The following is a 25,630-nucleotide window of genomic DNA, read 5'->3' on the forward strand; positions in this document are numbered from 1 at the left end:
CCGGCGCGGCACTCGTCACGCCAGGGCCTTCTCCATCAGCCGCACCGCGTACACCCGGCCGTCGGCCCCCACCTTCTCCAGGTGCGGGACGACGGCCGTGTACCCGGCGCCCTCGTAGTACGACCCCAGGCGCGGGTTGCGCGCCTCGCAGTCGAGACGCGCCAGCGACCGGCCCGAGGCCGCGATCCGCTCCTCCGCGTGCGCGAGCACCACCCGCCCCGCACCGGCGGGCGCCGCCTCCCGGTCGGTCATCAGCCGGTGCACGTACCCGGCCACCGGCGGCTGCGGCCCCCAGACCTCCTCGTCCTCCCACCACAGTTCGTACGCGCCGACCGCCCGGCCCCCGTGGGACGCGATCCAGACCTCGCCCTCCGCGATCCGCGCGCGGAAGTGCTCGGGGCCCCTGGCCCCCGGTTTCCACTGGTCGATGCCGCTGCGCACCATCCAGTGCGCCACCCCGTCGAACATTCCCGCCAGAAGGTCGAGATCGCGTTCGTCCGCCTGCCGGAAGGTCACTTGTGTCGTCATGGCGATCACCGTAAAGCTGTGGCCAGACATTGTTTTCCCCGGGAGTGACCCTCATGCCGCAGATCACCGTCGACTACTCCGCGCCCCTCGACCGCCGCGGCTTCGCGCTGGCCCTGCACCCGATCGTCGTGGAGACGGTCGACGCGACGCTCGACGCCTGCAAGACCCGGTTCCGGGAGGTCGAGGAGTTCGTCGTCGGCGGCGGGGCGGCCGACGACGAACTCGTGCACGTCGAGATCGCCCTGCTCGCCGGACGGACCGACGAGGCCAAGGCGCGGCTCGCGGACGCCGTCCTGGAGCTGCTGCCCGCGTACCTCAAGGCCGCCGAGGGAGTCGCGCTCTCCGTCGAGGTCCGCGACCTCGACGGGTCCTACCGCAAGCGCTGATCGGGCACGCCGGGCATACCGGGCACGAGCGCCGCGAGCCTGGCCACGAGCTCCCCGAAGGGACCGTCGGCCGGCTCGTCCGCGAGGATCCGGACGAGGATCTCCGCCATCTCCGTGTCGTACGCGGCGCTCACCGCGGCCAGCGCGGCGAAGTCGTGCACCAGCTGGAGCTCCAGCTCCGCGCGCGGGACCCGGCGGCCGTCCAGCCACAGCAGCGCCGTCGACTCGGCGAGCGACACCCAGGAGCGGACGACCAGTTCGAGCCGGGCGGAGGGCTTCTCGACCTCCAGATGGGCCAGGATCTGCTCGTACGCGGCCTGCCGGACCTCGTCGATCATCGCGTTCGTCGTCGACGAGCCGACCGCGGGCCCGCCGCGCATCAGCGCCGCGAAACCCGGCCCGTGCTCGTCCACGAAGTCGAAGAACCGGCCCATCACCCGCAGCAGCCGCGGCCCGAGCGGCCCCTGTGGCGGCTCCACGAAGCGGGCCGCGAGCTCGTCCGCCGCGCGGCGCAGCGCCGCCTCGTAGAGGCTCTGCTTGCCGGGGAAGTAGTGGTAGACCAGCGGCCGGGAGATGCCCGCGGCCGCGGCGATCTCGTCGATGGACACGTCGTCGGGAGAGCGGTGGCTGAACAGTTCGAGGGCCACCCCGATCAGCTGCTGCTTGCGCTCCTCGACGCCCATCCTGCGGCGTACCCCGGTCGTCATGCGAACAGCCTAACGGTGTCCGTTACGCTCCTGCCTCATGAGCGCTTCCGACCAGGACACCCCGACGGCCGAGGCCCCGAAGGCCGACGAGCCGAGGGAGGCCGAAGAGGCCGAGGAAAAGCCGGATTCCCCCGAAGTCCCCGAGGAGCCCGAGGAGTCGGAGGAGGACCCCGAGGAGTCGGACGAGGACCCCGAGGAGTCGGACGAGGACCCCGAGGCCCCCGCTTCCGGACTCACGCCGAAGCAGGCGCGGCGACTGCGCGTCGCCGCCGCGTCCGTGCTCCTCGCGGTCCTGGCCGTGGTGCTCGTCATCCGGCTCGCGAGCCGTACGTCCGTCCTGGTCGTCGGCGTGTACGGACTCGCGATGATCCTCTGCGGGATCGTGATCGAACTCTCCCGGAACGGCCGCACCCGCCTCGGCACCTGGCTTCTGGCGGGCGGCCTCCTCACGGCCCTGGCCCTGGACTGGCTGGTCCTGCCGTAAGTCTCGTCAGAGATCGAGGACGAGCCGTTTCCCCGCGCAGCGCGAGACGCAGATCAGCATCGAGCCGTCCCGCTCCTCGTCGGTGAGCAGCTCGTCCCGGTGGTCGACCTCGCCCTCCAGGACCCGCTGTCGGCAGGTCCCGCAGAAGCCCTGCCGGCAGGAGTACGTGATGCCGGGCAGCTCCTCGCGGACCGCCGACAGGAGCGACTGGTCGGCCGCCACCGTCAACGTCCGCCCGGTGCGGCGCAGTTCGACCTCGAAGGCGGTGCCGCCGGTCGTCGCGGCGGCCGTGAAGCGCTCCAGACGCGGCGCCCGGCCCTCCGGCATCGCCGCGGCCACGGCGTCCATCAGCCCGTCGGGCCCGCAGCAGTACACGGCCGTCCCGTCGGGCAGGTCCGCGAGGAACCGGAGGTCGGGGAAACCGGATTCGTCCTCGGCGACGACGGTCAGGTGCCCGCCCGCGCCCAGCGCCTCGATCTCCTTCAGGTACGGCATGGTGGCCCGGCTCCGCCCGCAGTAGACGAGCCGCCAGTCCGCCCCGGCCGCCTCGGCGGCGCGCAGCATCGGCAGGACCGGGGTGATGCCGATGCCGCCGGCGACGAAGACGTACGCGGGGGAGTCGACGAGCGGGAAGCGGTTGCGCGGCCCCCGGATCTCGATCTCCACGCCCTCGCGGAGCTGCTCGTGCACCTCGCGCGAGCCGCCCCGGCCGCCCTGCGGTTCCTCGATGAGACGCGTTGCCACCGTGTACGCCGACAGGTCGGCCGGATCGCCGCAGAGCGAGTACTGCCGGACGAGTCCGGAGGGCAGGACCAGGTCGACGTGGGCGCCCGGCTGCCAGGCGGGCAGCCCCTCGCCCTCCAGGCGCAGTTCGACGACGCCTTCGGCGGGCGCGGCGCGCCCGGCGACCCGCACCTTGCGCGGGACGGTGCTGCCCCGCCCGTACCCGGATATGGGCGTGTCGAGGGCGGGCATCGGCCACAGCGGGGCGGTGCTCATGCGGCTGCGGACGGCGCGGCGGACGAGCAGCGCGGCCCCGGCGACGAGGGCGACAGTGGTGAACCGGGGCATCAGCGGCCTCCGTTCGCGCCGGGGGAGGAGGCCAGGTAGGCCATGGCCTGCGCGGTGTTCCCCTCCTGCGAGGGGTGGTAGGCGCGGCTGAGGTAGCGGGGGATGGAGCGCAGCATGGCCGGGGTGGAGGGCAGCACGCCCTGCCGGCCCTTGCGGACGAAGTCCGCGAAGGAGGCCTTGGGGTCGAGGAGGCTGGGGTCGTTCTCCATGAAGAAGCGGACGCCCCGCTGCCAGAGGAACATGAGCGCGGCGAAGGCGAGCGCCCAGGTGCGGGCGCGGCGCCGGTAGCCGCCGTCGAGGTGCATGAAGAGCTCGAAGGCGACCGCGCGGTGCTCGACCTCCTCGGCGCCGTGCCAGCGCAGCAGGTCCAGCATGGTCGGGTCGGCGCCGGCGCGGTCGAGCGCGTCGGCGTTGAGGACCCAGTCGCCGAGGAAGGCGGTGTAGTGCTCGATGGCGGCGATCAGCGCGACCCGCTCCATCAGCCACCAGCGGCGCGGCCGGCCGGGCGGCAGGGTCCGGTCGCCGAGGAGCTTCTCGAAGAACCAGTCGACGTGCGCGGTGTACGGGGTGGGGTCGAGGCCCAGCTTCCGCAGGTGGGGGAGGACGTCGTCGTGGGCCTGGGAGTGGATGGCCTCCTGGCCGATGAAGCCGATGACGTCCTCGCGCAGCCGGTCGTCGGTGATGTACGGCAGCGCCTGCTTGTAGACGTGCACGAACCAGCGCTCGCCGGCGGGGAGCAGCAGGTGCAGCACGTTGATGGTGTGGGTGGTGAAGGGGTCGCCCGGTACCCAGTGGAGCGGTGTCTCCTCCCAGTCGAAGGAGACCTTGCGGGCCTTGAGCTCGACGTGCTCCGACGCCACCGGTGCAGGCTGCGTATTAGACATGATGTCAATGTACTGAGGGGTAAGCCGCTGGCAACAGGTGCGTGCGCGGTCTTTTTCGGAGCTGTTACCTCCGGTCACGGCGGGGTGGCGCCGGCCGTTCACCGCAGGGCGGCCGACGGACCGGTTCCCGCGGGCGGCTCCTGGGCCCGTCACCGCAGGGCGGTCCTCCGGGCGCCGTCCCGCAGGGTGCCCGTCAGGTCCGCCCGGGCGCCCGGCTTCGCCCTCACCGCCAGGAGGGGGCCCTCCGACCGGCTCTTCACGCCGCCCGAGGTCTCCAGGGACGTGAAGTCCGGGCTGCCCGCGGCCAGGACGTACCAGCCGCCGCCCGGCGCCTGCCACAGCACGCCCGCGAGGACCCGGGGATCCCGCACCCCGCAGGCCGGCGAGCCCTCGGAGCGGGCCGCGAGCGCGGCCGGGACCCCGGGCGACGGGACCAGGAACTGGGCGAGGACCCGGCTGCCCGTGCCCCGCCAGGTCTCCGCGCGCGTGCACACCCAGGTGCCGTGCCCGGCGCCCTCGGGGAGCGGCTGCCGGGCGAACCGCCAGGCACTCACGGACCGCACCCCGTGCCCCTCCACGGCCGCCAGCTGGCACGCCGTCCGCGCCCACGCCTCCCGCGCCTCCGTGCCGGTCGCGTCCACGGGGGCGGCGGGCGATCCCCACAGCAGCCGGGCGGGCGCCAGCTCGCCCAGGTCGGTGAGGAGCCGCAGCCCCGAACCGTCCCGCACCTGAAGGGCGTTCCACCTCGCGCAGGCGCCGGCGGCCCGCGCGGGACTCGGCACGGGATCGGTGACCCCGTCGGCGTCCCGCACCAGCGGCCGGGGCGCCCTCGCGGGCGCGAGGAGGTCCCGCACGGCCGTGTCCCGCACCCAGGGCGCCGTCAGATAGCGGACGTTGCCGGACGCCCGGGAGACGACCAGCGCGGCGGCGCCGACGGCGTCGGCGGCGTCCGTCCGCGCGAAGTCGAGCGCGGCGCCCGCCGTTCCCTCGACCGGCTCCGCGTACCGCACGGCCCGCAGCCCGTCGTGGAAGAGCACCACCCGCATCGCGTCGACCCGCCCCGCGAACAGCAGCTGCGGCGGCCCCATCGGCGGCCCGACGGGCGTCCCCGGCGTCGCGGAGGACCGCACGGCGCCGCCGGGCCTGGCCCACACGGCGAGCGCCCGCCGCAGCAGCGCGGTGTCGCCCGTCAGCCCGCCGCGCGCGGGCCACACGGAGAAGTCCTGCCGGGTGGCCCCGGGCCAGACGTCGGCCCCCACCCGCTTGACCGCGCCCGGGTCGAGGGCGGTCTCGGCGGCGGGATTACGGGCGTACGAGGGCGCGGCAGCACCGTTTCTGCCCCATCCGTCCCCGGGCAGCCCGAGCAGCGCCCCGCACACCACGAGCGCCACGACGGCGACGAACGCGGCCCGCGCGTGCTGCCGCCGCCGCACCAGATCGGTCGGCCGCGCCTGCAGCGCACACGGGTCGAACTCGTCGGACTCGAGCAGGGCGGCACCGCTGAGCCGCCCGGGGCGGGCGGGGGAGGGGTCGAGGTGCGCCCCAGTGGCGGCAGGGCCCGGGCCGTCGGGGGCTGCGTCCCGTCCGGCACCCGAGGCGCCGCCGGGGTGTCCGGCGGCCCGGCCGGGCCCGCCGGAGCGGGTGGCGAGGCCGTCCCGGCCTGGGATGTGGGTTCCGGCCGGGCCGCCGGGCATGCCGGCAGTGCCCGTGGGGCCGGCACCTGTACCGTCGGCCCTACCCCGGCCGGACTGTTCGCCGACCCTCTCGGCGCGACCGGTCACGGCGCCGGGGCTGGTGGGGCCGCCCTCTCGGCCGGGCAGGCCCGCGCGGCCGGGACGGCCGCCCACACCGTCGGTCCCGTGCGGCCGGCCGGCCCCGCCGAGGAACCCGGCGTCGTCCGAGATCCCGGCCCTCCCGGGACCGCCCTGTTCGCCGACCCTGGCCGCGCCGTCTCCCGGCGGAAGCGCCCCGGGGGCGGCCGGGTCGTCCAGGTCCTCCGTCGCGTCCAGCGCATCCGCCTCCGCCAGGGCCGCCGCCGGGTCCTCGACGCCCGCCGCCGCCAGGACGCGCAGGACCTCCGGGTCGCCCTGGCGTTCCAGGCCGCGGAGCACGTACGCCGCCCGGCCGGGGCCCGAGAGCCGGGACAGCCGCTGGTCCAGGGCGAGTTCGTCGGCGCCGCCCACCCGGGGGAAGAGCCGGAGCCCCCACACGTGCGGCAGCAGCGGCGGGAACTGCGCCCGGCGCGGCAGCGCGAGCCGCCGGAGCGGCAGCCCGGCGACCAGTGCCTGCCGCAGCACCTCACCCCGTACGTACGCGTACCCCGGATCCACCGCGTCCTCGTCCCGCCGCGGGCCCGGCACCGCGGGCCCCGGGACCCGGCGGCGGGGGAGCGACCGCTGGACGAGGGCGTGCGCGGTCAGCACCCGGCGGTTGCGGCCGAGCGCCGGCGGCAGGACGAGATAGGCGATGCGGACGAGCCGCGGATACCGCTCGACGAGCGCGGCCTCGGCCTGCTCGACGTCGACGGGGCCCACGGGCGAGGGGACGAGATCCTGGGTGCTCACGTTCAGCAGAACGAGCGATTCTTCCGATGGTCACCCCGGACCCGTACGGGTGCGGCTCAGGCCGCCGTGACCGTCAGGCGCTCGCGGATCAGCTCCGTCACCTCGTCCGGGATGCCGAGCCCCTCCCGTACGTACTTCTCCATCGACCCGTGCCGGACGGCCACTTCGTCGAGCGCCGCGTCCAGGTACTCCGGCAGGACCCCGATCAGTTCGAGCGCGAGCTCGGGGTCGCCGCCCTGGGCCGTGAACCCCTCGATCATGGGCGCGAACGCCAGCCGTACCGCCGGATTGACCGCCAGGTACTCGGCCCGCACGGTCTCCTCGTCCGCGCCGAGCAGCGACAGGACGACCGTCGCCGCCCAGCCGGTACGGTCCTTGCCGGCCGAGCAGTGGAAGAGCAGCGGCCCGGCGCCAGGGGTGCCGAGCTCGGCGAGCAGGGCGCGGTAGGAGGCGCGGGCGGAGTCGCCGGAGACGAAGGTCCGGTACGTCCGGGCGAAGGCCGCCCGGACCCGGCCCCCGCCGAGGTGCTCCTCGGCGAGCGCCGGGTCGGTGAGCAGGGCCTTCAGGCGTGCGGCGGGCGGCAGCCCGCTGCCGGCGAGGTAGTCGGCGAGGACGTCCGCGACGACCGGCCGGGCACCGTACGGCAGCCGGTCGGGCCGGTCGCCGCGCTCGGTCTCCGTCCGGAAGTCGACGACGGTACGGATGCCGAGGCCGGCGACGGCGGGCTCGTCCGCGTCGAGCCGGTCGAGCTGCGCGGAACGGAACACGAGCCCACGCCGGACGGACCGCCCGTCACCGAGCGGCAGCTCGCCGAGATCACGGAGGTTGGCGACGGAGGTGGCGGGGATGGCGGTCATGGCGTCGAATCCTCCGAATCATGCGGGTCTCGTGTCGACGGTAGTGGATCGCCCGAATCCGAGCAGATCAACCCGAAGCCCCCCGTTGTGGGCATGCGTTCCGCCGGGGCGGAACGGGTGGGCACAACGGAACGGCGCCCTTGCCGGCGCCAGAGGCTCCCGAGCCTGAACCCGCACCGCGAGCGACGGCGCACAACGTGGTGCGGGTCCAGGCGCGGAACGCGGAGGCGCCGCTAAGGGCGCCGTCCCGTGTGCCCACCCTCCCCCAAGCTCTCGGCTTCGCTCGAGCAGGGGGGACCCCCCTCGCCCTGCGGGACGATTGCCCACACGGGCGGGGATGCGGGCCCCACAAGGGGGTGGGCCGGGGCACCGCCCCGCCGGGCGCGGGCCCAACACGTGGGGTGGGCGGGGTCAGCCCTTCGCCAGCGCCGCCAAGACCTCCGCCTCCCGTTCCGCCGTGAGCCCCGCCCCCCGCCGGTCCGGCCGCTGGGGCGCGACCCCGCCCAGGGACTCCAACCACCCCCACGTGTCCGCGACCGTCTCCTCCACGGGCCGACAGCGCAGCCCGGTCGCGACGGCGCGGGAGACGTCGGCGGTGTGCATCGCGTCGTACATCTCGCCCGGCGGCAGCCACACCGGCAGCTCCGTCCAGGGCTCCGCCCCGGCCGCGAGGAGCGCCTCCGGCTCCGTCCAGCGCAGTTCGGCGTCCGCCCCGGTCGCCCGTACGCACGCGTCGAGCAGCCCGCCCATCGTCGTGTGCCCGGCCGGCGAGACGAGGTTGTACGGCCCCGAAAGACCGGCCGCCACCGCGTCCAGCGTCCACGCGGCGAGGTCGCGGACGTCGATGTACTGGACGGGCATCGCGCGCGGCCCGGGCGCGAGGACGGGGCCGCCGCGCGCGATCCGGCCCAGCCACCAGGGGAGCCGGCCCACGTTCTCGTACGGCCCGAGGATCAGGCCCGCGCGGACGAGCAGCGTCCGGTCGGGCCCGAAGGCGGCGGTCGCGGCGAGCTCGCCGCCCCGCTTGGACTCCGCGTAGGGCACCTCCCCGTCGTCCGGGGAGCCCTCCACCAGCGGGCCGTCCTCCGCGAGCCCGGCGGCGGGCGGCCAGGCGTACACGGAGCGGCTCGACACGTACGCGTACCGCCCCACCCGGTCCGCGAGCAGCCGGGCCGCGTCCCGCACCGCCGAGGGCGCGGCCGACCAGGTGTCCACGACGGCGTCCCAGGAACCGGCGGCGAGGGCGGCGAGACCGTCGGGGGCGGTGCGGTCCCCGATCAGCGACGCCGCTCCCGGCGGGGCCGCGTGGCGGCCCCGGTGGAAGACCGTCACCTCCCAGCCCCGTTCGAGCGCGTCCTCGACGATCGCGCGGCCGACGAACTCCGTACCTCCGAGCATCAGCAGTTTCATGATCCGAGCCTGCCCGGCGGGGACGGGCGGGGACAGCGGGTTCCGCTCCCGGAGGATTCCGCCAGGGGAGGAACCCCGACGGAGGGGCGGCACCGGAGGGCGTCTGCCGGTCCGCCGGCCGGGGATGACAGCATGGTCGCGATGACGGATGCCCGGTCGCCCCTGCGCGCCCTGCGAGCCGCGCTCTTCGCGGTCGTGTGCGTGACTTTGGCCGCTGTGGGGCATTCGTCCATGTCTGCGCACCAGCTTCCGGCGACCACGCTGCTCGGCGCCTTCGCCGCGACGGCGGCGACCGCCTGGGCCGGGGCCGGACGACGCAGGGGTACGCCCACGATCGCGGGGGCGCTGCTGCTCCTCCAGGGCGCGCTCCACCTGCTCTTCTCGGTGGCGGGTCACGGGGCGGCGCCCCTGCAGGGGATGCACCACGAGATGCCGGGGATGGAGAGCATGCCCGGCATGGAGAGCATGCCCGGCATGGACGGCATGGCCACAGACATGGCCATGGGCATGCGCATGGCCACCGCCCCCGCCGACCACCCCCTCGCCTCCGGCGACACCGGCATGCTCGCCGTCCACCTCCTCGTCGCCCTCCTCTGCGGCCTCTGGCTCGCGCACGGCGAGGCCGCGTTCTTCACGCTCGCGCGTGCCGCCCTCGCGTACGCCTTCACGCCCCTGCGCCTGCTCCGCGCCCGCGCCCTCGTCCCCGCCCCCGAGACCCCGCGCCGCCGGGTCCGCCGGGCGCGGCGGGACGCCCGGCGCCCGCACACCGTCGTCCTCGCGCACACCCTCTCCCGGCGCGGCCCGCCCCGGCTGTCCACACCCCGCGCCACGGCCCTCGGAGCACACGTCTGACCCGGGGGTCGCTTCCCCCTGTCGACTCACCGACTCCAAGGACAGTCCGTCATGACACTCGACGATCTCGCGCGCCCGGAAACCCCCGAATCCGAAGCGCCACCGACGCCGGCCCCGTCCAAGCCCGGGGCGTGGAGCGCCCTGCGCCCCCTCGTCCTGCGCCTCCACTTCTACGCGGGCGTCCTCGTCGCCCCCTTCCTCCTCGTGGCCGCCGTCAGCGGTCTGCTCTACGCGCTCTCCTTCCAGGCGGAGAAGATCGTCTACGCGCACGAGCTGGAGGTCCCCGTCGGCGACACCGCCCTCCCGCTCTCCCGGCAGGTGGACATCGCCCGCGAGGCCGACCCGGACGGCACCGTCACCGCCGTCCGGCCCGGTGCCGAACCCGGCGCGACCACCCGGGTCCTGATGAGCGACCCCGACGTCCCCGAGGGCACCTCGCTCGCCGTCTTCGTCGACCCGTACACCGGTGACGTACGCGGACAGCTGCCCAGTTACGGCAGCTCCGGCGCCCTTCCGCTGCGGACCTGGATCGACGGGCTGCACCGGGATCTGCACCTGGGCGAGCTCGGCCGCAACTACAGCGAGCTCGCCGCGAGCTGGCTGTGGGTGCTCGCGCTCGGCGGCGTACTGCTCTGGGCGGGCAGGCGCCGGAAGAACCGCCGTGCGCTCGTGCTGCCCGAGCGGGGCCCGAAGTCCCGCCGCCGCACGCTCTCCTGGCACGGCTCGGTCGGCCTGTGGGCGGCGCTCGGCCTGGTCCTGCTCTCCGCCACCGGCCTGACGTGGTCGCGGTACGCGGGCGAGAACATCGGCACCGTCCAGGACGCCCTCGGCGGCGCGACCCCGACACTGTCGGCGGGGACGGCACCTTCCTCGGAACACGCGGGGCACGAGGGGCACCAGGGCCACGGCGGAGGCCGAGGCCACGGCGGAACGAGCCCGCAGGGCCAGGACATCGGCCTCGACAAGGCGGTCGAGGCGGCCCGCGCGGCGGGCATCGACAGCCCGTGGATCTCGGTGACGCTCCCCGCCGAGGGCAAGGGGTACGTGATCAAGGAGACCGACACGCAGTTCCCGGTCGAGCTGGACTCGGTGGCGGTGAACCCGGCGGACGGCACGGTCCTCGACCGACTGCGCTTCTCCGACCACCCGTTGCTCGCGAAGCTGACCCGGATCGGCATCGACGCGCACACGGGCGTCTTCCTCGGTCTCTTCAACCAGCTGGCGCTCGCGGCCCTCGCGCTCGCCCTCGTCCTGCTGATCCTCTGGGGCTACCGCATGTGGTGGCTGCGCCGCCCGGGCCGCCCGGTGGCGCGCGGGACGTGGCGGAAGGTGCCGGTGACGCTGCTGCTGCCGATCGCGGCGGCGACGGCCGCCGTCGCCTGGTTCGTACCGCTCCTCGGCGTCAGCCTGCTGCTGTTCCTGCTCGTGGACCTCGCCCTGGCGCTGGTGTCCAAGGTCAGGGCGAGGTCCCGAACGGCCTGATCAGGGGGTGTACTTGTAGCCGACCCGCCGCACGGTCTGGATCGTGTGGCGGTGCTCGGCGCCCAGCTTGCGGCGCAGCCGCGCCACGTGCACGTCGACCGTCCGGCCGTCGCCCACGTGCCCGTACCCCCACACCGTCGTGACCAACTGGTCCCGCGTGTGCACCCGGTGAGGGTGTGCCACCAGGTGGGCGAGCAGCTCGAACTCGAGGTACGTGAGGTCGAGCGCCTGCCCGTCGACGAGGGCGATCCGCTGGACGCCGTCGATGGTCACCGGCCCCTGCTCCTCCGCCGCGACGGGCGCCGGGGCGGGGGCGGCGGCGGGCAGGTGCGGCTGCTGGTCGGCCGGGACGAGGACGAGGTACCCGACCATCGGCGGCCGGCCGGGCAGCGTCGGCAGCGCGTGCTGCGGTGCGGGCAGCAGGGTGGCGCCGGGCGGCAGGAAGTCCGCGACCTGGGAGAGGTCGACGACCTCGTTCGGATCGACGGCACGGAGTCGGTGCCGGCCGGGACGGACGGCCGTGAGGGAAGCGCTGTGGGCGATCTGGGTGTGGGCCATGGCAGGTCAGCTCTTTCACGCGGAGGAACGGACGGAAGGTCTCGTACGTCGTGCGCGTGGGCCGAAGGCCGGGATCGGACCGTACCGATCGGGGCGTTAGAGGGCCGACGCGTTCCTCACGCGTCGACAGCACCGGTCGAAGTCGTGGTGCTGCCGGGAAGGCCAGAACGGCTCGAGGTCGTGGCGACCCGTCGCGGTGTCGTTCTTCATGCTGGCCATATCCCTATTAAACCAGGAGGGAAACGGGCTGAGCACCCCCTGTCACGTCACATCCCCGACCGACCGGAAAGCGGCGCCCCCGTCGACCGGTCCCACGGACCTACTCCGCCGCCCCGCCCCGCCCTCAACCGCCCCGCCCTCAACCGGTCAGCCGTCTCCGCCAGTCGAGCCCCGTGACCTGGATCGCCTGTCCCGGATCCCCGTCCCATTCCACGCTCAGCCCCCGCCCGCGCAGCGCCGCGGCCACCTCCTCGCCGATCGCCGCAGCCGTCGTCCCCGCGGCCGTCTCCGCCGTCGTCCCCGCCGTGGTCTCCGGCGAGTGGTCGAACCTGCCGTACAGCAGATACAGCGGCCCGCCGTCCGCCGCGCCCTCGGTGCACTGGGTGTGGAAGAACACGAACCCGCGCGCCCGGTCCGCCCCTTCCTCCGCGCCGATCTCCGCCGTGCCGCAGGACCGGCAGCAGGTGAAGTGCTCGCGGGCGACGATCCCGGCCGCGTCCAGCCCGGCGAAGGCGGCCGTGAGGCGCTCGGGATCGGTCGTGCCCTCCCAGCCCGCCATCTCCTCGACGCGCTCCAGCCACAGCCGGTCCACCAGCGCCTCGGCCTGCTCCCGGGACACCGGGTGCTCGTCGGGGGAGAACACCTCCTCCTGGGCGATCCGGGTCAGCCGCGCCCGGTCGTCGTAACCGCAGACGAGCAGCGAGCGCACCCGGCCCTCGATCTCCTCCCGTACCTCCCCGGGGAGTTCGGGGACGGCCGGCGCGGCGGGGAAGCCCATGTTCTGCCAGGTCGGCCCGGCGTCCCAGCCGGCCTCCCCGCGTGCCCAGGCGGCCAGGACCCCGGCGACCCGCTCGGGGTCGTCGAGTCGCGTCCCGAAGTGCAGCTCGGGCGCGCCGGCCCGGTGCTCCACCTGGTAGTCGCCGCCGGCGTCGTGCCACACCTGCGCGAAGACGGACGGCAGGTCCGGTATCCGCTGCAGGACCAGGAAGTGGTCCCCGTCGGCGCCGATGCGCCGCACGAGCCCGGTCAGGTCCTCCTCGGACGGCCGGACGTGCTTCTCCTGGTTCTCGGTCTCCACCGCGATGTCGAGCATGAGCCCACTGAACCACTCGCCACTGACAACGCGGCACCGACAACGCCGACAGGGGCGCCCGCCGTACGAAACGGCGGGCGCCCCTGTCGGGGTGTGCGGGGGATCAGACCTGGCCGGCCTTCTCCAGGGCCTCGCAGCAGGTGTCCACGATGAGGCGGGTCACCACGTACGGGTCGACGTTCGCGTTCGGACGGCGGTCCTCGATGTAGCCCTTCTGGTCCTGCTCGACCTGCCACGGGATGCGGACCGAGGCGCCGCGGTCCGAGACGCCGTAGGAGTACTCGTCCCACGGGGCGGTCTCGTGCAGGCCCGTCAGGCGCTCGTCGATGCCGGCGCCGTAGTTCTTGACGTGGTCGAGCGGCTTCGAGCCCTCGCCGAGGGACTCGCACGCGGTGATGATCGCGTCGTAGCCCTCGCGCATCGCCTTGGTGGAGAAGTTGGTGTGCGCGCCCGCGCCGTTCCAGTCGCCCTTCACCGGCTTCGGGTCGAGCGTCGCGGAGACGTTGAAGTCCTCGGCCGTGCGGTAGAGCAGCCAGCGGGCGACCCACAGCTGGTCCGAGACCTCGAGCGGGGACAGCGGGCCGACCTGGAACTCCCACTGGCCGGGCATGACCTCGGCGTTGATGCCGGAGATGCCGAGACCGGCCTTGAGGCAGTTCTCCAGGTGCGCCTCGACGATCGGGCGGCCGTGGATCTCGTCCACGCCGACGCCGCAGTAGTAGCCGCCCTGCGGGGCCGGGAAGCCGTTGACCGGGAAGCCGAGCGGGCGGGTGCCGTCGAAGAAGGTGTACTCCTGCTCGATGCCGAAGATCGACTCCTGAGCGGCGTACTTGCCGGCGACCTCGGCCAGCGCGGCACGCGTGTTGGACTCGTGCGGCGTCATGTCCGTGTTGAGGACCTCGCACAGCACCAGGATGTCGTTGCCGCCGCGGATCGGGTCCGGGCAGGAGAAGACCGGCTTGAGGACGCGGTCCGAGGCGTGACCCTTGGCCTGGTTCGTGCTGGAGCCGTCGAAGCCCCAGATCGGCAGCGCGTCGAGGGCGAGGCCCTCACCCGCGATGATCTTCGTCTTGGAGCGAAGCTTCGCGGTCGGCTCGGTGCCGTCGATCCAGATGTACTCAGCCTTGAAGGTCACGGGTCTCATCCTTTGGCGTGCTGCTGCGGGGATCCGCTGCGGCTCGCGGCACTGCGAGAAGCTGCGGTCACCGCGCCGACTGCGCGGTGTGTGTTCGACCGCAGCTTCGCAACACGGGATTTCCCGTCCGTTGCCCGAATGTGAACGCGGTGTTACTCGGCTTTCCCGATCTTCGCGGAGCCACCGTGCGATCGATCCAGGTCACCGCCACCTGGAACTCGGCCCGTCGTATACGGGGCCCGCTGTCGGTGCCGACCGGCAGACTGGGGGCATGGCGAAGCAGCTGGGGGCGAAGCCCCGTATCGGACTCCTCGGCACCGGCCCCTGGGCCGCCCGCACGCACGCGCCCGCGCTCGCCGGGCATCCGGGCGTCGAGTTCAGCGGGGTGTGGGGCAGACGCCCCGAGGCGGCCGCCGAGCTCGCCGTCGCGTCCGGCACGCGCGCGTACGAGGACGTGGACGCCCTCTTCGACGCCAGCGACGCCGTCGCCCTCGCCCTCCCGCCGGACGTCCAGGCCCCGCTCGCGGTCCGGGCGGCGGCGGCCGGCTGCCACGTCCTGCTCGACAAGCCGGTCGCGACGACGGTGGCCCTCGCCCGCGAGGTGACCGAGGCGGTCGAGGCGGCCGGGGTCGCCTCCGTGGTCTTCTGCACCCTGCGGTTCGCGGAGCCGACGGCCCGCTGGATCGACGAGCAGGCGGCGGCGGGCGGCTGGTTCCTGGGCGAGGCCCACTGGCTGGGTTCGCTGTACGGCCCCGGCTCCACCAGCGCGTACGCCGCCTCGCCCTGGCGGCGGGAGAAGGGCGGCCTCTGGGACGTCGGCCCGCACGTCCTCTCCGTCTACCTGCCGGTCCTCGGCGACGTCACCGAGATCACCGCCGCGCCGGGCCCGGACGACACCCACCACCTGGTGCTGCGGCACGGCTCGGGGGCGAGCAGCACGGCCACGCTCACCCTGAGCGCACCCCCGGAGGCGGCGGAGGCGGCCCTCACCCTGCACGGCACCCGGGGCCGGGCCGAGATGCCCCGCTGGGACGGCGCGGTGGGGGCGTTCGGCGCGGCCGTGGACGCCCTCGTCACGGCGGCCCGCACCGGCACGCCCCACCCCTGCGACGCCCGCTTCGGCCTGCGGCTCACGGAGATCCTGACGGAGGCGGAACGGCGTGCGGCCCGCGGCTGACGACCACGGGGGGCCGCCGCCCGCCGCCGTCCCGCCCCCGCCCGGCACCGGCCGGCCGGACCTCCGCGTCGTCACCCCCGCCGACTGGCCCCTGTGGCGTGCCGCCCGCATCGCCTCGCTCACCGCCTCGCCCGAGGCGTTCAAGGCGCGGCTCGCCGACTGGGAGCGCGGCGGCGAGGAGCAGTGGCGGGCCCGGTTCGAGGACCCGGCCGCGTACGGCGTGCTCGCGGTGCTCGGCGCGCGGGCCGTCGGGCTCGCGGCCGGGCTTCCCGCGGCCGACGGCGTACCGGAACTGCGTTCCGTCTGGGTCGCGCCCGAGGCCCGCGGACAGGACCTGGCGGCGGGCCTGATCGCGTCCGTCGAGACCTGGGCGCTCGGCACCGGGGCCGGAACCCTCCGGCTCTCCGTCCTCGTGGCGAACGTCCGGGCCGTCGCGCTGTACGAGCGCCTCGGTTACGCGCCGGCGGACCGCACGGGCCGGGAACTGGTCATGACGAAACCCCTGCGGCCCCGGGCGTCCCGTCGTCGCCGTCCATGAGGTCCCGTACGCCCGTCAGGAACCGCCGCACCCCCCGGGTCTCCTCCTCCGTGAAGCCGCCGAGCAGCGCCACCGTCCCGTCGATGAGCGGTCCGAAGTGGGCGCGGCCCAGCTCCTTCGCCCGGTCCTCGACGGTGAGCAGCACGCGCCGCCGGTCCCTGGCGTCGCGCGAGCGGGCCACGTGGCCGAGCCGTTCGAGCCGGTCGACGACGGCGGTCGTGCCGGCCGAGTTGAGGCCGAGGCGCTCACCCAGCCATCCGGCCGTCGCGTCCGTGCCGGCGCGTTCGGCGTCGAGGAGGCAGATGAGGGCCCGTACGTCCGTGGGGTGCATGCCGTTGCGCGTGGCGAACTCGGCCTGCCGCAGGCCGTATTCGACCGTGACCTCGCGCAGCAGATGAAAGATGCGCATCTCCGGTGACTCGGCCACCGCGACCTCCTATTATCTCGCTGAGCGAGAGTATCGCCGAACGTGATTCTCGCTGAACGTGATTCTCGACAAACGAGAGGACTCGCGCCATGCCCCGTGCTCTGTCCCACGCCGGCGAAACGGACTTCGCCGCCGCCTACGACGCGGTCCTCGCCCAGTGGCCCCGGCCCACCGCCACCTCGGAACTCCGCACCCCGCACGGCACCACCCACGTCCTCCACCACGGCCCCGAGGACGGCCCGCCCGTCCTCCTCCTGCCCAGCGGCGGGTCCACCGCCGCCTCCTGGGGTGCGACGGCCGCCTCGCTCGGCGCGACGCACCGGCTCCACGCCGTCGATCTCGCCGGCGGCCCCGGGCACAGCCGGTCCGACGGCCTCCCGATCCGTACGGCCGCCGACCTGAGGACCTGGCTCGACGCCGTGCTCGACGGCCTCGGGCTCGCCTCCGCGGCCTTCCTCGGCCACTCGTACGGGGCGTGGATCGCGCTCCGGTACGCCCTCGCGGCCCCCGACCGCACCGACCGCCTGGTCCTCCTCGACCCGACCGGCTGCTTCGCCGGCTTCCGTCCGGCGTACCTCCTGCACGCCCTGCCCATGCTGCTGCGCCCGAGCGCCGCACGGGCCGAGGCCTTCCTGACCTGGGAGACCGGCGGCGCGGAACACGACCGGGTGCTGCGGCGCCTCGACGCCCTCGCGGCGGAACAGCCCCGGCAGAGCCCGGTCACGGGCCCGCGCCCGACCCCCGCCGAGCTGGCCGCGCTGCGGCCCCCGGCGCTGCTGTTCTTCGCCGGGCAGAGCCGCGTCCACGACGCGCGGCGGGTGGCCGACCGGGCGCGGGCGACCGTCCCCGGCGTCATGACGGAGACCCTGCCGGCCGCGACCCACCACACGCTCCCGGAGGGCCTGCCGCCCGCCGCGCTGACCCGGATCGCGGCCTTCCTGAAGGGCTGAAGGGACCGAGGTCGGCGGCTCGGCGCGTCCTGAAGGGCCGGCGTCAGCGGGACAGCGCGTCCCGCACGGCCTCCTCGCTGCGGCCGACGACGGCGGTGCCGTCCTCGGCCGTGATGATGGGCCGCTGGATCAGCTTGGGGTGCTGGGAGAGCGCCTCGATCCACCGCTCGCGGCCGGCCTCGTCCCGGGGCCAGTCCTTCACACCGAGCTCCTTGGCGATGTCCTCGCCGGTCCGCGTGATGTCCCACGGTTCGAGCCCGAGCCGCTTCAGCACCTCCCGGATCTCCTCCGGCGTCGGCACGTCCTCCAGGTAGCGGCGCACGGTGTAGTCGGCGCCCTCGGCATCGAGAAGGGTGAGGGCGCTGCGACACTTGGAACAGGCGGGATTGATCCAGATCTCCATGCCCCACACGGTACCCGCACGGCACCCCCCACGGCCCTCGCCACCACCCCCCAAACCCCACCTGGCCAGGGGCGATTGTCAGTGGGGGTCTCTAAAATAGGGGGTGAAGGTGAGGGTCCCGGGGAGGGCCCGCACCCCACCGTTCGCCAGGAGGTAGCCCATGGCTCTCGCCGTGATCCGGACGCCGTCCCTCGAACCCTGGAAGCCGCTCCAGAAGAAGCCGCTCCCCGCGGGCCGCCCCCGCGAGTGGTACGTGTCGCACAACCGCCGCCTGAAGGCCATGCGCCTCGCGATCGCCCTTCTCGACGCGGGCGTCTACGTCCCGTCGAAGGCCACGGACGCGACGATACGCACCACGGCCGAGAGCATCGGAATCCACCCGCCCTCCGACACCACCTGCCGCATGGTCCGAGCCCTGATCCGCTACGGCCGCTGACGCGGCGGGGGCGCCGCCCGACCCGGACCGGGCCGGGCGACGCCCCCGTACGGTCCCGCCCGCTACCAGGCCACCGGCAGGCGTTCCGGAAGCCGCTTCATGAAGTTGGTGCGCCACACCAGCTGCTCGACCGGCACCGCGAGCCGCAGCCCCGGCAGCCGGTCGAGGAGCGTCTCCAGGGCGATCTCGGCGTGCCGCTTGCCGAGGGCCGTCGCCGGGCAGTAGTGCGACCCGCCGCCGAAGGAGAGGTGCTCGCCGGCGTTCTCCCGGTCCGGCCGGAAGGCCAGCGGGTCGGGGAAGCGCTCGGGATCGTGGTTCGCCGCCTCCACGAGCACGAGGACCAGTTCACCGGCCCGTACGTCGACGTCGCCGAGCCGTACGTCCTCCAGGGCGACCCGGGGCAGCCCGTCGCCGATCGACAGGTTCACCCGCAGCAGCTCGTCCATCGCCCCGGCGACCCCGCCGGCGGTCAGCGCCTCCCGCACGTCCGGCCGGGTCAGCACCGACACCAGCGCCATCGTCAGGAACCCGGCGGTGGAGATCACCCCGGCCCCGAACAGCGTCACGCCCACCGTCGCCAGCATCTCGTCCGTCAGATGCGCGTAGTCGGGGTCCTCGCGCAGCGCCGCGAGCTCCGCCATCAGCCCGCCGGTCGCCGGATCGTCGAGCCGCTCCGTCATGTACGCGATGTCCCGGTCCCAGTTCAGCCGGGCCGCCTCGATCTCGCGCGGCGCGTTCATGAAGGCGACGTCCAGACTGCGCAGCAGCCGCGGCCCGTCCTCCTCCGGGATGCCCAGCATCCGGCAGTGCAGCCCCGACGAGTACGGGTCGGCGTAGCCGCCCCGCAGCTCGCCGGGCGCCCCCTCGGCGACGAGCGCGTCCACCAGGGACGCGGCCCGCGCCCGCAGCCACTCCTCCAGGCCGGGCGCCTTCGGGTTGATCGCCTTCATGACGGCCTTGCGCAGCCCGGCCCCGGTGATGTTGCCCATGTTGTTCACGACGTGCGGCGGGATCGTCAGCGCGTACTGCCGCGGCGCCCCCGGCGCCGAGGTGTCCTTCAGGCTGAACCTCTGGTCCTCCAGGACGAACCTGCACAGCTCGTACGAGGAGACCAGCCAGGCCTCGGCCCCGGCGATCGTGCGGACCTTCCTGACCGGCTCGGCGCGCAGTCCGGCGATCTCGGCGGGCAGCCGGGTCCCGTCCCAGTCGAAGGGGAACGCGGGCAGGGCGCTCGTGGTGACGGTGCTCATGCGGAGACTCCTTCGACGGGCGTGAGGATGCCGTGGCCCTGGTTGCGCGAGGCCCGGAGCCCGGACCCCCGCCCGTACAGCAGATCGGCCAACGGCAGGGCCTGGTGGTAGCAGTTGAGCGAGGACGGCACCCCGAGGATCGCGGGCGTGTCCAGGAACAGCGGCACCTCGGCGCAGATGTACGCCCGGCACACCTCCCGCTGCCGCTCGTCGGTCACCTGCCCGGGCGCCAGCTTCCCGGCCAGGAAGATCCCGGTCAGCGCGTCGCAGGTCTCCCGCACCACCGGGTCCGCCGCCACCGCGTCGAGCACCGTGCGGTGCAGCTCCCGGTAGGCCGGCACGTCCTCGAACTCCGACATCCCGCGGGCCCGGACCCGTACCCCCGCGGGATCGGCCTCCGCCACGGCCGCTCCGACCTTGGCCCGCACCCCCCGCAGGTTCTTCACGGCCTTCCGCCGCGCCTCGTCGGCCCCGTACCCGAGCGCCTCGTACATGTCGGCGACATGCAGATCGGTGTAGACGAGATCGACCTGATCGAAGTGGTCCAAGCCCCAGCGCGTCAGCTCGCGCAGCCGCTGGGCGGTGAAATAACTGTTCCCCGGGGAGACGCCGATGACCACGTGCGCGCCCTCGTCGGCGATGACGCGGCAGTGATCGGTGTACGGCTGGAGTCGGAGCGTCTCGGCAGGGGCGAAAGCCGCCTGAGTCACGTAGGCAGTCCTCATCGCGCCAGCTAGTCCCAGCGGAGCCCTGTGCTCCGGGTGTGGCGGCAGCGACGACGACACGCTATCGACCAGTCGCGGAGAGTGAACCCTCTACCCACGGGTACGGGCGATAGTTCGTCAGCTGTTCACACCTCCGTGATCTTGGCCGGAAACGACGAGGCCCGCCGCCCCCTCGAAGGGGGCGACGGGCCTCGTCAGACGAGCGGCTTCGATTTAGAGGTCGAAGTAGAGCTCGAACTCGTGCGGGTGCGGGCGCAGCTGGATCGGGGCGATCTCGTTGGTGCGCTTGTAGTCGATCCAGGTCTCGATGAGGTCCGCGGTGAAGACGCCGCCGGCCTGGAGGTACTCGTTGTCGGCCTCGAGGGCGTTGAGGACGGCCTCCAGGTTGGTCGGGACCTGCTGGACGTTCGCGTGCTCCTCGGGAGCGAGCTCGTACAGGTCCTTGTCGATCGGCTCCGCCGGCTCGATCTTGTTCTTGATGCCGTCGAGGCCCGCGAGGAGCAGCGCCGAGAAGGCGAGGTACGGGTTCGAGGACGGGTCCGGCGCGCGGAACTCGACGCGCTTGGCCTTCGGGTTCGAGCCCGTGATCGGGATGCGCATGGCGGCGGAGCGGTTGCGCTGCGAGTACACCATGTTGACCGGGGCCTCGAAGCCCGGGACCAGGCGGTGGTACGAGTTCACCGTCGGGTTGGTGAAGGCGAGCAGCGACGGGGCGTGCTTGAGGATGCCGCCGATGTAGTAGCGGGCGGTGTCCGAGAGGCCCGCGTAACCCGTCTCGTCGTAGAACAGCGGCTCGCCGTTCGCCCACAGCGACTGGTGGACGTGCATGCCCGAGCCGTTGTCGCCGAAGATCGGCTTCGGCATGAAGGTCGCGGTCTTGCCGTTCCGCCAGGCGACGTTCTTGATGATGTACTTGAACAGCATCAGGTCGTCGGCCGAGGCCAGCAGCGTGTTGAACTTGTAGTTGATCTCGGCCTGGCCGGCGGTGCCGACCTCGTGGTGCTGGCGCTCGACCTGCAGGCCGACGTTCTCCAGCTCCAGGGACATCTCCGAGCGCAGGTCGGCGAAGTGGTCGACCGGCGGGGCCGGGAAGTAGCCGCCCTTGTAGCGGACCTTGTAGCCGCGGTTGTTCTCCTCCGCACCGGTGTTCCAGGCGCCGGCCTCGGAGTCGATGTGGTAGAAGCCCTGGTTCGCGGAGGTCTCGAAGCGGACCGAGTCGAAGACGTAGAACTCGGCCTCGGGACCGAAGTAGGCGGTGTCGGCGATGCCGGTGGAGGCGAGGTACGCCTCGGCCTTCTTCGCGATGTTCCGCGGGTCGCGGCTGTAGGCCTCGCCCGTGATCGGGTCGTGGATGAAGAAGTTGATGTTCAGCGTCTTGTCGCGGCGGAAGGGGTCCACGCGGGCCGTCGACAGGTCGGCGCGGAGCGCCATGTCGGACTCGTGGATGGCCTGGAAACCGCGGATCGACGAGCCGTCGAAGGCGAGCTCCTCGGACGGGTCGAACGCCGTCGCGGGGATCGTGAAGTGCTGCATCACGCCCGGAAGGTCACAGAACCGGACGTCGACCATCTTGACGTCGTTGTCCTTGATGAACTTCTGGACCTCGTCGGCGTTCTGGAACCCGTTGTTCTGGGACATCCAACTCCTCCTACTCCCGGCCCGGGGAGGGGCGGGGTTGCAGCTCGGTCATGCGGCCAGTGCGGTGGCACACGCTGGACCCGACCATAGGCAGACGGGATTTCTCAAGCATGACCCAATTGTTTCGTCGAAGTTAACCGGCCCGGCTGCTGTTCCGCCTCTCCGGCGCCGTACCCGCACCCGGGCCGAAGTGATCAAAAACGGGCACAGTACCGTGGTCGGGTGGACAACAGGCAAGCACTCGGATCTTGGCTCTCCGGACCCCGCGCGGCGGCCGAGGACGCAGGCGTCGACTTCGGCTACCGCGGCGAGCAGCTCGGGCTGCCCGAGGCCGGCCCCGGCTCGATCGCCCGCCCCGGGCGGCGCCTCGGCGCCCTCGCCGTCGACTGGGCCCTCTGCATGCTGATCGCATACGGCCTGATCACCCACGGCTACAACCAGGCCACGGGCAACTGGGCGCTCCTCATCCTGTTCGTCCTGAGCGTCCTGACGGTCGGCACCGTCGGCTCGACGCCCGGCAAGCGGCTCTTCGGCCTGCGCGTCGTCTCCGCGAACGGCGGCCGCCTCGGCCTGTTCCGCGTGCTGATCCGCTCCCTGCTCGTCTGCCTCGCCATCCCGGCCCTCATCTGGGACCGCGACGGCCGCGGCCTCCACGACCGCCTCTCCGCGGCCGTCCAGGTCCGCATCTGAAACACGGATACGAGAAAGGCCCCGGACCGCACGGTCCGGGGCCTTTCTCGTCAGGTCGGGTGTCAGCGCGTCTTTCCGCCGCGCGGCATCCGCATGCCCTTCGGCATCGGACCCTTCGGCAGCGGCATGTTGCTCATGAGGTCGCCCATCGCCCGCAGCCGGTCGTTGGCCGCGGTCACCTGCGGGCCCGTGAGCACGCGGGGCATCTTGAGCATGGTCGTACGGATCTTCTTCAGCGGCACCTGGCCCTCGCCGTCGCCGACGATGATGTCGTGCACCGGCACGTCCACCACGACGCGGCTCATCCGCTTCTTCTCGGCCGCCAGCAGGGTCTTCACCCGGTTCGGGTTGCCCTCGGCCACCAGGACGATGCCCGCCCGGCCGACCGCGCGGTGCACGACGTCCTGGCTGCGGTTCATCGCGACCGCGGGGGTCGTCGTCCAGCCGCGCCCGACGTTCTGCAGCACCGCCGCGGCAGCGCCCGGCTGGCCCTCCATCTGCCCGAAGGCCGCGCGCTCGGCACGCCGCCCGAAGACGATGGCCGCCGCGAGCAGACCCAGGACGAAGCCCAGGATGCCCAGGTAGACCGGATGACCGATGAGGAAGCCGATCGCGAGGAGGACACCGAGTACGCCGATGCCCACGCCCGCGACGACGAGACCGACCTTCGGGTCGGCCTTCCGGGTCATCTGGTACGTGAGGGCGATCTGCTTCAGTCGCCCGGGGTTCGCAGCGTCAGCGCTGCTCGTGTTTGCCTTCCTCGCCATGTCCTGAAGTTTACGTGGCCCGGGAAGCCCGGCCCGACGCGACCTCCATCACGTGCTGGGCCTCCACCCGGTCCTTGGCGCGGCGGCGGTCCTCCAGGACGGAGTTCCAGGCGTTGCGCCGCGCGGTGCGCTGGCCGGCGCCCAGGAGCAGGGCCTCCACGGCCTTCAGGGCGTCGGTGACGGACGGGATCGCGCTGACGCGGACATGCGTCGATGCGGCCGGCATGCGGGGTCCTCCCTCGATTGCGGGTGAGACGAGGTGGGGGGTGTGAGCGAGTGGTGGCGGTGAGTGAAACCAGGCTCACAGATCGGTGTTACCAGGGCGTGACCCGGTGGTCAAACACTGATGAAACGTTGATGCGGCCATGTGGAGGACCCCGCGGACGCCGAAGCGGCCCGTACGCCCCCGCTGAGCTGCGGAGGCGTACGGGCCGCGCCGAATGTGGCCTCTACTGGCCGGTAACTGCTTGTGCTCGGATTCACACGGTCCCGGGACGGACTCAGACCGCCTGCGTCGCGTTGTCGACCGCGCCGCGCTTCTCGATCGCCTGCTGGTACAGCCGGCCCGCGCGGTACGAGGAGCGGACCAGCGGGCCCGACATCACGCCGGAGAAGCCGATCGCGTCGGCTTCCTCCTTGAGCTCCACGAACTCCTGCGGCTTCACCCAGCGCTCCACGGGGTGGTGCCGGACCGACGGGCGCAGGTACTGCGTGATCGTGATGAGCTCGCAGCCCGCGTCGTGCAGCTGCCGCAGCGCCTCGCTGATCTCCTCGCGGGTCTCGCCCATGCCGAGGATCAGGTTGGACTTCGTGACCAGACCGTAGTCGCGGGCCTGGGTGATGACGTCCAGGGAGCGCTCGTAGCGGAAGCCCGGACGGATCCGCTTGAAGATCCGCGGGACGGTCTCGACGTTGTGCGCGAAGACCTCGGGGCGGGAGTCGAAGACCTCCTTGAGGAGCTCCGGCACCGCGTTGAAGTCGGGGGCGAGCAGCTCGACCTTGGTGCGGCCCTCGGCGCGCTCCGCCGTCTGCTGGTGGATCTGGCGCACGGTCTCGGCGTACAGCCAGGCACCGCCGTCCTCCAGGTCGTCGCGCGCGACGCCCGTGATGGTGGCGTAGTTCAGGTCCATCGTGACGACCGACTCGCCGACGCGGCGGGGCTCGTCGCGGTCGAGCGCCTCGGGCTTGCCCGTGTCGATCTGGCAGAAGTCGCAGCGCCGGGTGCACTGGTCACCGCCGATGAGGAAGGTCGCCTCGCGGTCCTCCCAGCACTCGAAGATGTTGGGACAGCCCGCCTCCTGGCAGACCGTGTGCAGGCCCTCGCTCTTCACGAGGCCCTGCATCTTCGTGTACTCCGGACCCATCTTCGCGCGGGTCTTGATCCACTCGGGCTTGCGCTCGATGGGGGTCTGGGCGTTCCGGACCTCCAGGCGCAGCATCTTGCGTCCGTCGGGGGCGACTGCGGACACATCGGCTCCTGTAGCTTCGATTCTTCGGCGCACACCAGGGTACGCCCGTTGCTTCCATGCCTTGCTCTACGCGTGGCCAACCTGTGGCCAGAGCCCGGCATTCCTCAGGCCGAGGCCCGTTCCACCTCACGCGGCTTGAGGTCCGCGTTCTCCAGCACGTCCCGCAGGTGCTTCTCGACGACCGGGAGCACCTCCTCGATCGTGAGGTCCCGGCCCAGCTCGTTCGCGAGCGAGGCCACGCCGGCGTCCCGGATGCCGCACGGGATGATCCGGTCGAACCAGGTGTTGTCCGGGTTCACGTTGAGCGCGAAGCCGTGCATGGTGACGCCCTTGGCGACCCGGATGCCGATCGCGGCGAGCTTCCGGTCCTCGCGGCGCTGGCCGGCGTTGGACGGGGCGTACTCGGGGCCGTTCAGGCGCGGGTCGAACTCCTCGTCCGTGAGGCGCGGGTCGAAGTCCAGGGACAGCCCGCCGAACGACGGCCGCTGCTCGACGGGGTCGCCGAGGACCCAGACGCCGCTGCGGCCCTCGACCCGCGTCGTCTCCACGCCGAACTCGGCGGCCGTACGGATCAGGGCCTCCTCCAGGCGGCGCACGTGCGCGACGACGTCCACCGGGCGGGGCAGCTTCATGATCGGATAGCCGACCAGCTGGCCCGGACCGTGCCAGGTGATCTTGCCGCCGCGGTCCACGTCCACCACCGGCGTCCCGTCCAGCGGCCGCTCGCTCTCCTGCGTGCGCCGGCCGGCCGTGTAGACCGGCGGATGCTCCACCAGCAGGCAGGTGTCGTCGATCTCGTCGGCGAACCGCGCGGCGTGCACCTCGCGCTGCTTGTCCCAGGCCACCTGGTAGTCGACGGCTTCCCCGCCGAACCCAAGGCGGACGAATCGCAGCTCACTCACGGCCATGCCTCCTCCTGGGTGCCGCGGA

The 25,630-nt window shown here is 73.3% G+C and carries 28 protein-coding genes; 9 read left to right on the top strand and 19 right to left on the bottom strand.

Annotated elements, in window-relative coordinates:
* Positions 1 to 15 precede the first annotated feature (15 nt).
* A complete protein-coding gene (locus tag GGE06_RS03835; RefSeq protein WP_246532301.1) occupies positions 16 to 528 on the bottom strand; it encodes a GNAT family N-acetyltransferase in 513 nt (170 codons plus the stop codon).
* Positions 529 to 581: 53 nt separating this feature from the next.
* Between GGE06_RS03835 and GGE06_RS03840 the strand changes: the two genes are divergently transcribed.
* Positions 582 to 914 carry a 5-carboxymethyl-2-hydroxymuconate Delta-isomerase gene (locus GGE06_RS03840; RefSeq protein WP_116161348.1) on the top strand — a complete coding sequence of 111 codons (333 nt, stop codon included), beginning with the start codon at positions 582 to 584 and terminating at the stop codon, positions 912 to 914.
* On the opposite strand, the gene GGE06_RS03845 is transcribed toward GGE06_RS03840, so the two are convergent.
* Entirely contained in the window at positions 899 to 1,621 is a 723-nt protein-coding gene (locus tag GGE06_RS03845; protein WP_116161349.1) for a TetR/AcrR family transcriptional regulator, read from the bottom strand. The two genes, GGE06_RS03840 and GGE06_RS03845, sit on opposite strands and share 16 nt — an antisense overlap.
* 37 nt (positions 1,622 to 1,658) lie before the next feature.
* Here GGE06_RS03845 and GGE06_RS03850 point away from each other — a divergent pair, with 37 nt between their 5' ends.
* Entirely contained in the window at positions 1,659 to 2,105 is a 447-nt protein-coding gene (locus GGE06_RS03850) for a hypothetical protein (protein ID WP_116161350.1), read from the top strand.
* 6 nt (positions 2,106 to 2,111) lie between these two features.
* Here GGE06_RS03850 and GGE06_RS03855 read toward each other — a convergent pair whose 3' ends face one another.
* The 5 genes from GGE06_RS03855 to GGE06_RS03875 all read right to left on the bottom strand — a co-directional run bounded on the left by GGE06_RS03855 (position 2,112) and on the right by GGE06_RS03875 (position 8,891).
* Positions 2,112 to 3,176, bottom strand: a complete 1,065-nt coding sequence (locus GGE06_RS03855) for a PDR/VanB family oxidoreductase (protein ID WP_116161351.1) — start codon at positions 3,174 to 3,176, stop codon at positions 2,112 to 2,114.
* Entirely contained in the window at positions 3,176 to 4,060 is an 885-nt protein-coding gene (locus GGE06_RS03860; protein WP_116161352.1) for a metal-dependent hydrolase, read from the bottom strand. Before GGE06_RS03860 ends, GGE06_RS03855 begins: the two co-directional genes overlap by 1 nt.
* A 149-nt stretch (positions 4,061 to 4,209) precedes the next feature.
* The gene (locus GGE06_RS03865) at positions 4,210 to 6,624 is read right to left on the bottom strand and encodes a hypothetical protein (RefSeq protein WP_184930020.1); all 2,415 of its coding nucleotides are present in this window, start codon (positions 6,622 to 6,624) and stop codon (positions 4,210 to 4,212) included.
* A gap of 56 nt (positions 6,625 to 6,680) precedes the next feature.
* A complete protein-coding gene (locus GGE06_RS03870; protein ID WP_116161354.1) occupies positions 6,681 to 7,481 on the bottom strand; it encodes a tyrosine-protein phosphatase in 801 nt (266 codons plus the stop codon).
* Between the two features lie 411 nt (positions 7,482 to 7,892).
* A complete protein-coding gene (locus tag GGE06_RS03875; RefSeq protein WP_184930021.1) occupies positions 7,893 to 8,891 on the bottom strand; it encodes an NAD-dependent epimerase/dehydratase family protein in 999 nt (332 codons plus the stop codon).
* Positions 8,892 to 9,122: 231 nt separating this feature from the next.
* Between GGE06_RS03875 and GGE06_RS03880 the strand changes: the two genes are divergently transcribed.
* A complete protein-coding gene (locus tag GGE06_RS03880; RefSeq protein WP_246532302.1) occupies positions 9,123 to 9,743 on the top strand; it encodes a hypothetical protein in 621 nt (206 codons plus the stop codon).
* A gap of 51 nt (positions 9,744 to 9,794) precedes the next feature.
* Entirely contained in the window at positions 9,795 to 11,225 is a 1,431-nt protein-coding gene (locus GGE06_RS03885) for a PepSY-associated TM helix domain-containing protein (protein ID WP_184930023.1), read from the top strand.
* Here the strand turns inward: GGE06_RS03885 and GGE06_RS03890 are convergent, their stop codons facing one another.
* The 3 genes from GGE06_RS03890 to glnII all read right to left on the bottom strand — a co-directional run bounded on the left by GGE06_RS03890 (position 11,226) and on the right by glnII (position 14,230).
* Positions 11,226 to 11,783: a winged helix-turn-helix domain-containing protein gene (locus GGE06_RS03890; protein WP_116161357.1), complete on the bottom strand. Its 558-nt coding sequence runs from the start codon at positions 11,781 to 11,783 to the stop codon at positions 11,226 to 11,228.
* Positions 11,784 to 12,141: 358 nt separating this feature from the next.
* Entirely contained in the window at positions 12,142 to 13,095 is a 954-nt protein-coding gene (locus GGE06_RS03895) for a DUF6891 domain-containing protein (protein WP_116161358.1), read from the bottom strand.
* Positions 13,096 to 13,198: 103 nt separating this feature from the next.
* Entirely contained in the window at positions 13,199 to 14,230 is a 1,032-nt protein-coding gene (gene glnII / locus GGE06_RS03900) for a glutamine synthetase (protein ID WP_116161359.1), read from the bottom strand.
* A gap of 271 nt (positions 14,231 to 14,501) precedes the next feature.
* Here glnII and GGE06_RS03905 point away from each other — a divergent pair, with 271 nt between their 5' ends.
* Both GGE06_RS03905 and GGE06_RS03910 read left to right on the top strand, forming a co-directional pair.
* On the top strand, positions 14,502 to 15,407 hold the full coding sequence (locus tag GGE06_RS03905) for a Gfo/Idh/MocA family protein (protein WP_184930024.1): 906 nt from the start codon (positions 14,502 to 14,504) through the stop codon (positions 15,405 to 15,407).
* Positions 15,391 to 15,945 carry a GNAT family N-acetyltransferase gene (locus tag GGE06_RS03910; protein WP_116161361.1) on the top strand — a complete coding sequence of 185 codons (555 nt, stop codon included), beginning with the start codon at positions 15,391 to 15,393 and terminating at the stop codon, positions 15,943 to 15,945. Before GGE06_RS03905 ends, GGE06_RS03910 begins: the two co-directional genes overlap by 17 nt.
* Here the strand turns inward: GGE06_RS03910 and GGE06_RS03915 are convergent.
* A complete protein-coding gene (locus GGE06_RS03915; protein ID WP_184930177.1) occupies positions 15,896 to 16,354 on the bottom strand; it encodes a MarR family transcriptional regulator in 459 nt (152 codons plus the stop codon). The genes GGE06_RS03910 and GGE06_RS03915 overlap by 50 nt on opposite strands.
* Positions 16,355 to 16,461: 107 nt before the next feature.
* On the opposite strand from GGE06_RS03915, the gene GGE06_RS03920 reads away from it, so the two are divergent.
* Entirely contained in the window at positions 16,462 to 17,322 is an 861-nt protein-coding gene (locus GGE06_RS03920; RefSeq protein WP_116161362.1) for an alpha/beta fold hydrolase, read from the top strand.
* Between the two features lie 43 nt (positions 17,323 to 17,365).
* On the opposite strand, the gene GGE06_RS03925 is transcribed toward GGE06_RS03920, so the two are convergent.
* Complete coding sequence (locus GGE06_RS03925; RefSeq protein ID WP_116161363.1) at positions 17,366 to 17,725, bottom strand: arsenate reductase family protein; 360 nt, start codon at positions 17,723 to 17,725, stop codon at positions 17,366 to 17,368.
* A 160-nt stretch (positions 17,726 to 17,885) separates the two neighbouring features.
* Here GGE06_RS03925 and GGE06_RS03930 point away from each other — a divergent pair, with 160 nt between their 5' ends.
* On the top strand, positions 17,886 to 18,161 hold the full coding sequence (locus tag GGE06_RS03930) for a hypothetical protein (RefSeq protein WP_116161364.1): 276 nt from the start codon (positions 17,886 to 17,888) through the stop codon (positions 18,159 to 18,161).
* Between the two features lie 62 nt (positions 18,162 to 18,223).
* Here the strand turns inward: GGE06_RS03930 and GGE06_RS03935 are convergent, their stop codons facing one another.
* The 3 genes from GGE06_RS03935 to glnA form a co-directional block, all read right to left on the bottom strand.
* Complete coding sequence (locus GGE06_RS03935; RefSeq protein ID WP_184930025.1) at positions 18,224 to 19,411, bottom strand: cytochrome P450; 1,188 nt, start codon at positions 19,409 to 19,411, stop codon at positions 18,224 to 18,226.
* On the bottom strand, positions 19,408 to 20,121 hold the full coding sequence (locus GGE06_RS03940) for a cyclodityrosine synthase (RefSeq protein WP_184930026.1): 714 nt from the start codon (positions 20,119 to 20,121) through the stop codon (positions 19,408 to 19,410). The genes GGE06_RS03935 and GGE06_RS03940 overlap by 4 nt, the downstream gene beginning before the upstream one ends.
* A gap of 228 nt (positions 20,122 to 20,349) precedes the next feature.
* Positions 20,350 to 21,774, bottom strand: coding sequence for a type I glutamate--ammonia ligase (gene glnA, locus GGE06_RS03945; RefSeq protein WP_116161367.1), 1,425 nt, complete (start codon positions 21,772 to 21,774; stop codon positions 20,350 to 20,352).
* A gap of 222 nt (positions 21,775 to 21,996) precedes the next feature.
* Here glnA and GGE06_RS03950 point away from each other — a divergent pair, with 222 nt between their 5' ends.
* On the top strand, positions 21,997 to 22,464 hold the full coding sequence (locus tag GGE06_RS03950; protein ID WP_116161368.1) for an RDD family protein: 468 nt from the start codon (positions 21,997 to 21,999) through the stop codon (positions 22,462 to 22,464).
* A gap of 62 nt (positions 22,465 to 22,526) precedes the next feature.
* On the opposite strand, the gene GGE06_RS03955 is transcribed toward GGE06_RS03950, so the two are convergent.
* The 4 genes from GGE06_RS03955 to lipB form a co-directional block, all read right to left on the bottom strand.
* Entirely contained in the window at positions 22,527 to 23,231 is a 705-nt protein-coding gene (locus tag GGE06_RS03955) for a DUF4191 domain-containing protein (RefSeq protein WP_116161369.1), read from the bottom strand.
* 10 nt (positions 23,232 to 23,241) lie between these two features.
* Positions 23,242 to 23,457, bottom strand: a complete 216-nt coding sequence (locus tag GGE06_RS03960; RefSeq protein ID WP_116161370.1) for an SCO2195 family GlnR-regulated protein — start codon at positions 23,455 to 23,457, stop codon at positions 23,242 to 23,244.
* Between the two features lie 274 nt (positions 23,458 to 23,731).
* The gene (gene lipA, locus GGE06_RS03965; protein WP_116161371.1) at positions 23,732 to 24,700 is read right to left on the bottom strand and encodes a lipoyl synthase; all 969 of its coding nucleotides are present in this window, start codon (positions 24,698 to 24,700) and stop codon (positions 23,732 to 23,734) included.
* Positions 24,701 to 24,804: 104 nt separating this feature from the next.
* On the bottom strand, positions 24,805 to 25,602 hold the full coding sequence (gene lipB, locus GGE06_RS03970) for a lipoyl(octanoyl) transferase LipB (RefSeq protein WP_116165580.1): 798 nt from the start codon (positions 25,600 to 25,602) through the stop codon (positions 24,805 to 24,807).
* Between the last annotated feature and the right edge of the window lie 28 nt (positions 25,603 to 25,630).

The organism is Streptomyces nymphaeiformis (assembly GCF_014203895.1).
GTDB lineage: Bacteria > Actinomycetota > Actinomycetes > Streptomycetales > Streptomycetaceae > Streptomyces > Streptomyces nymphaeiformis.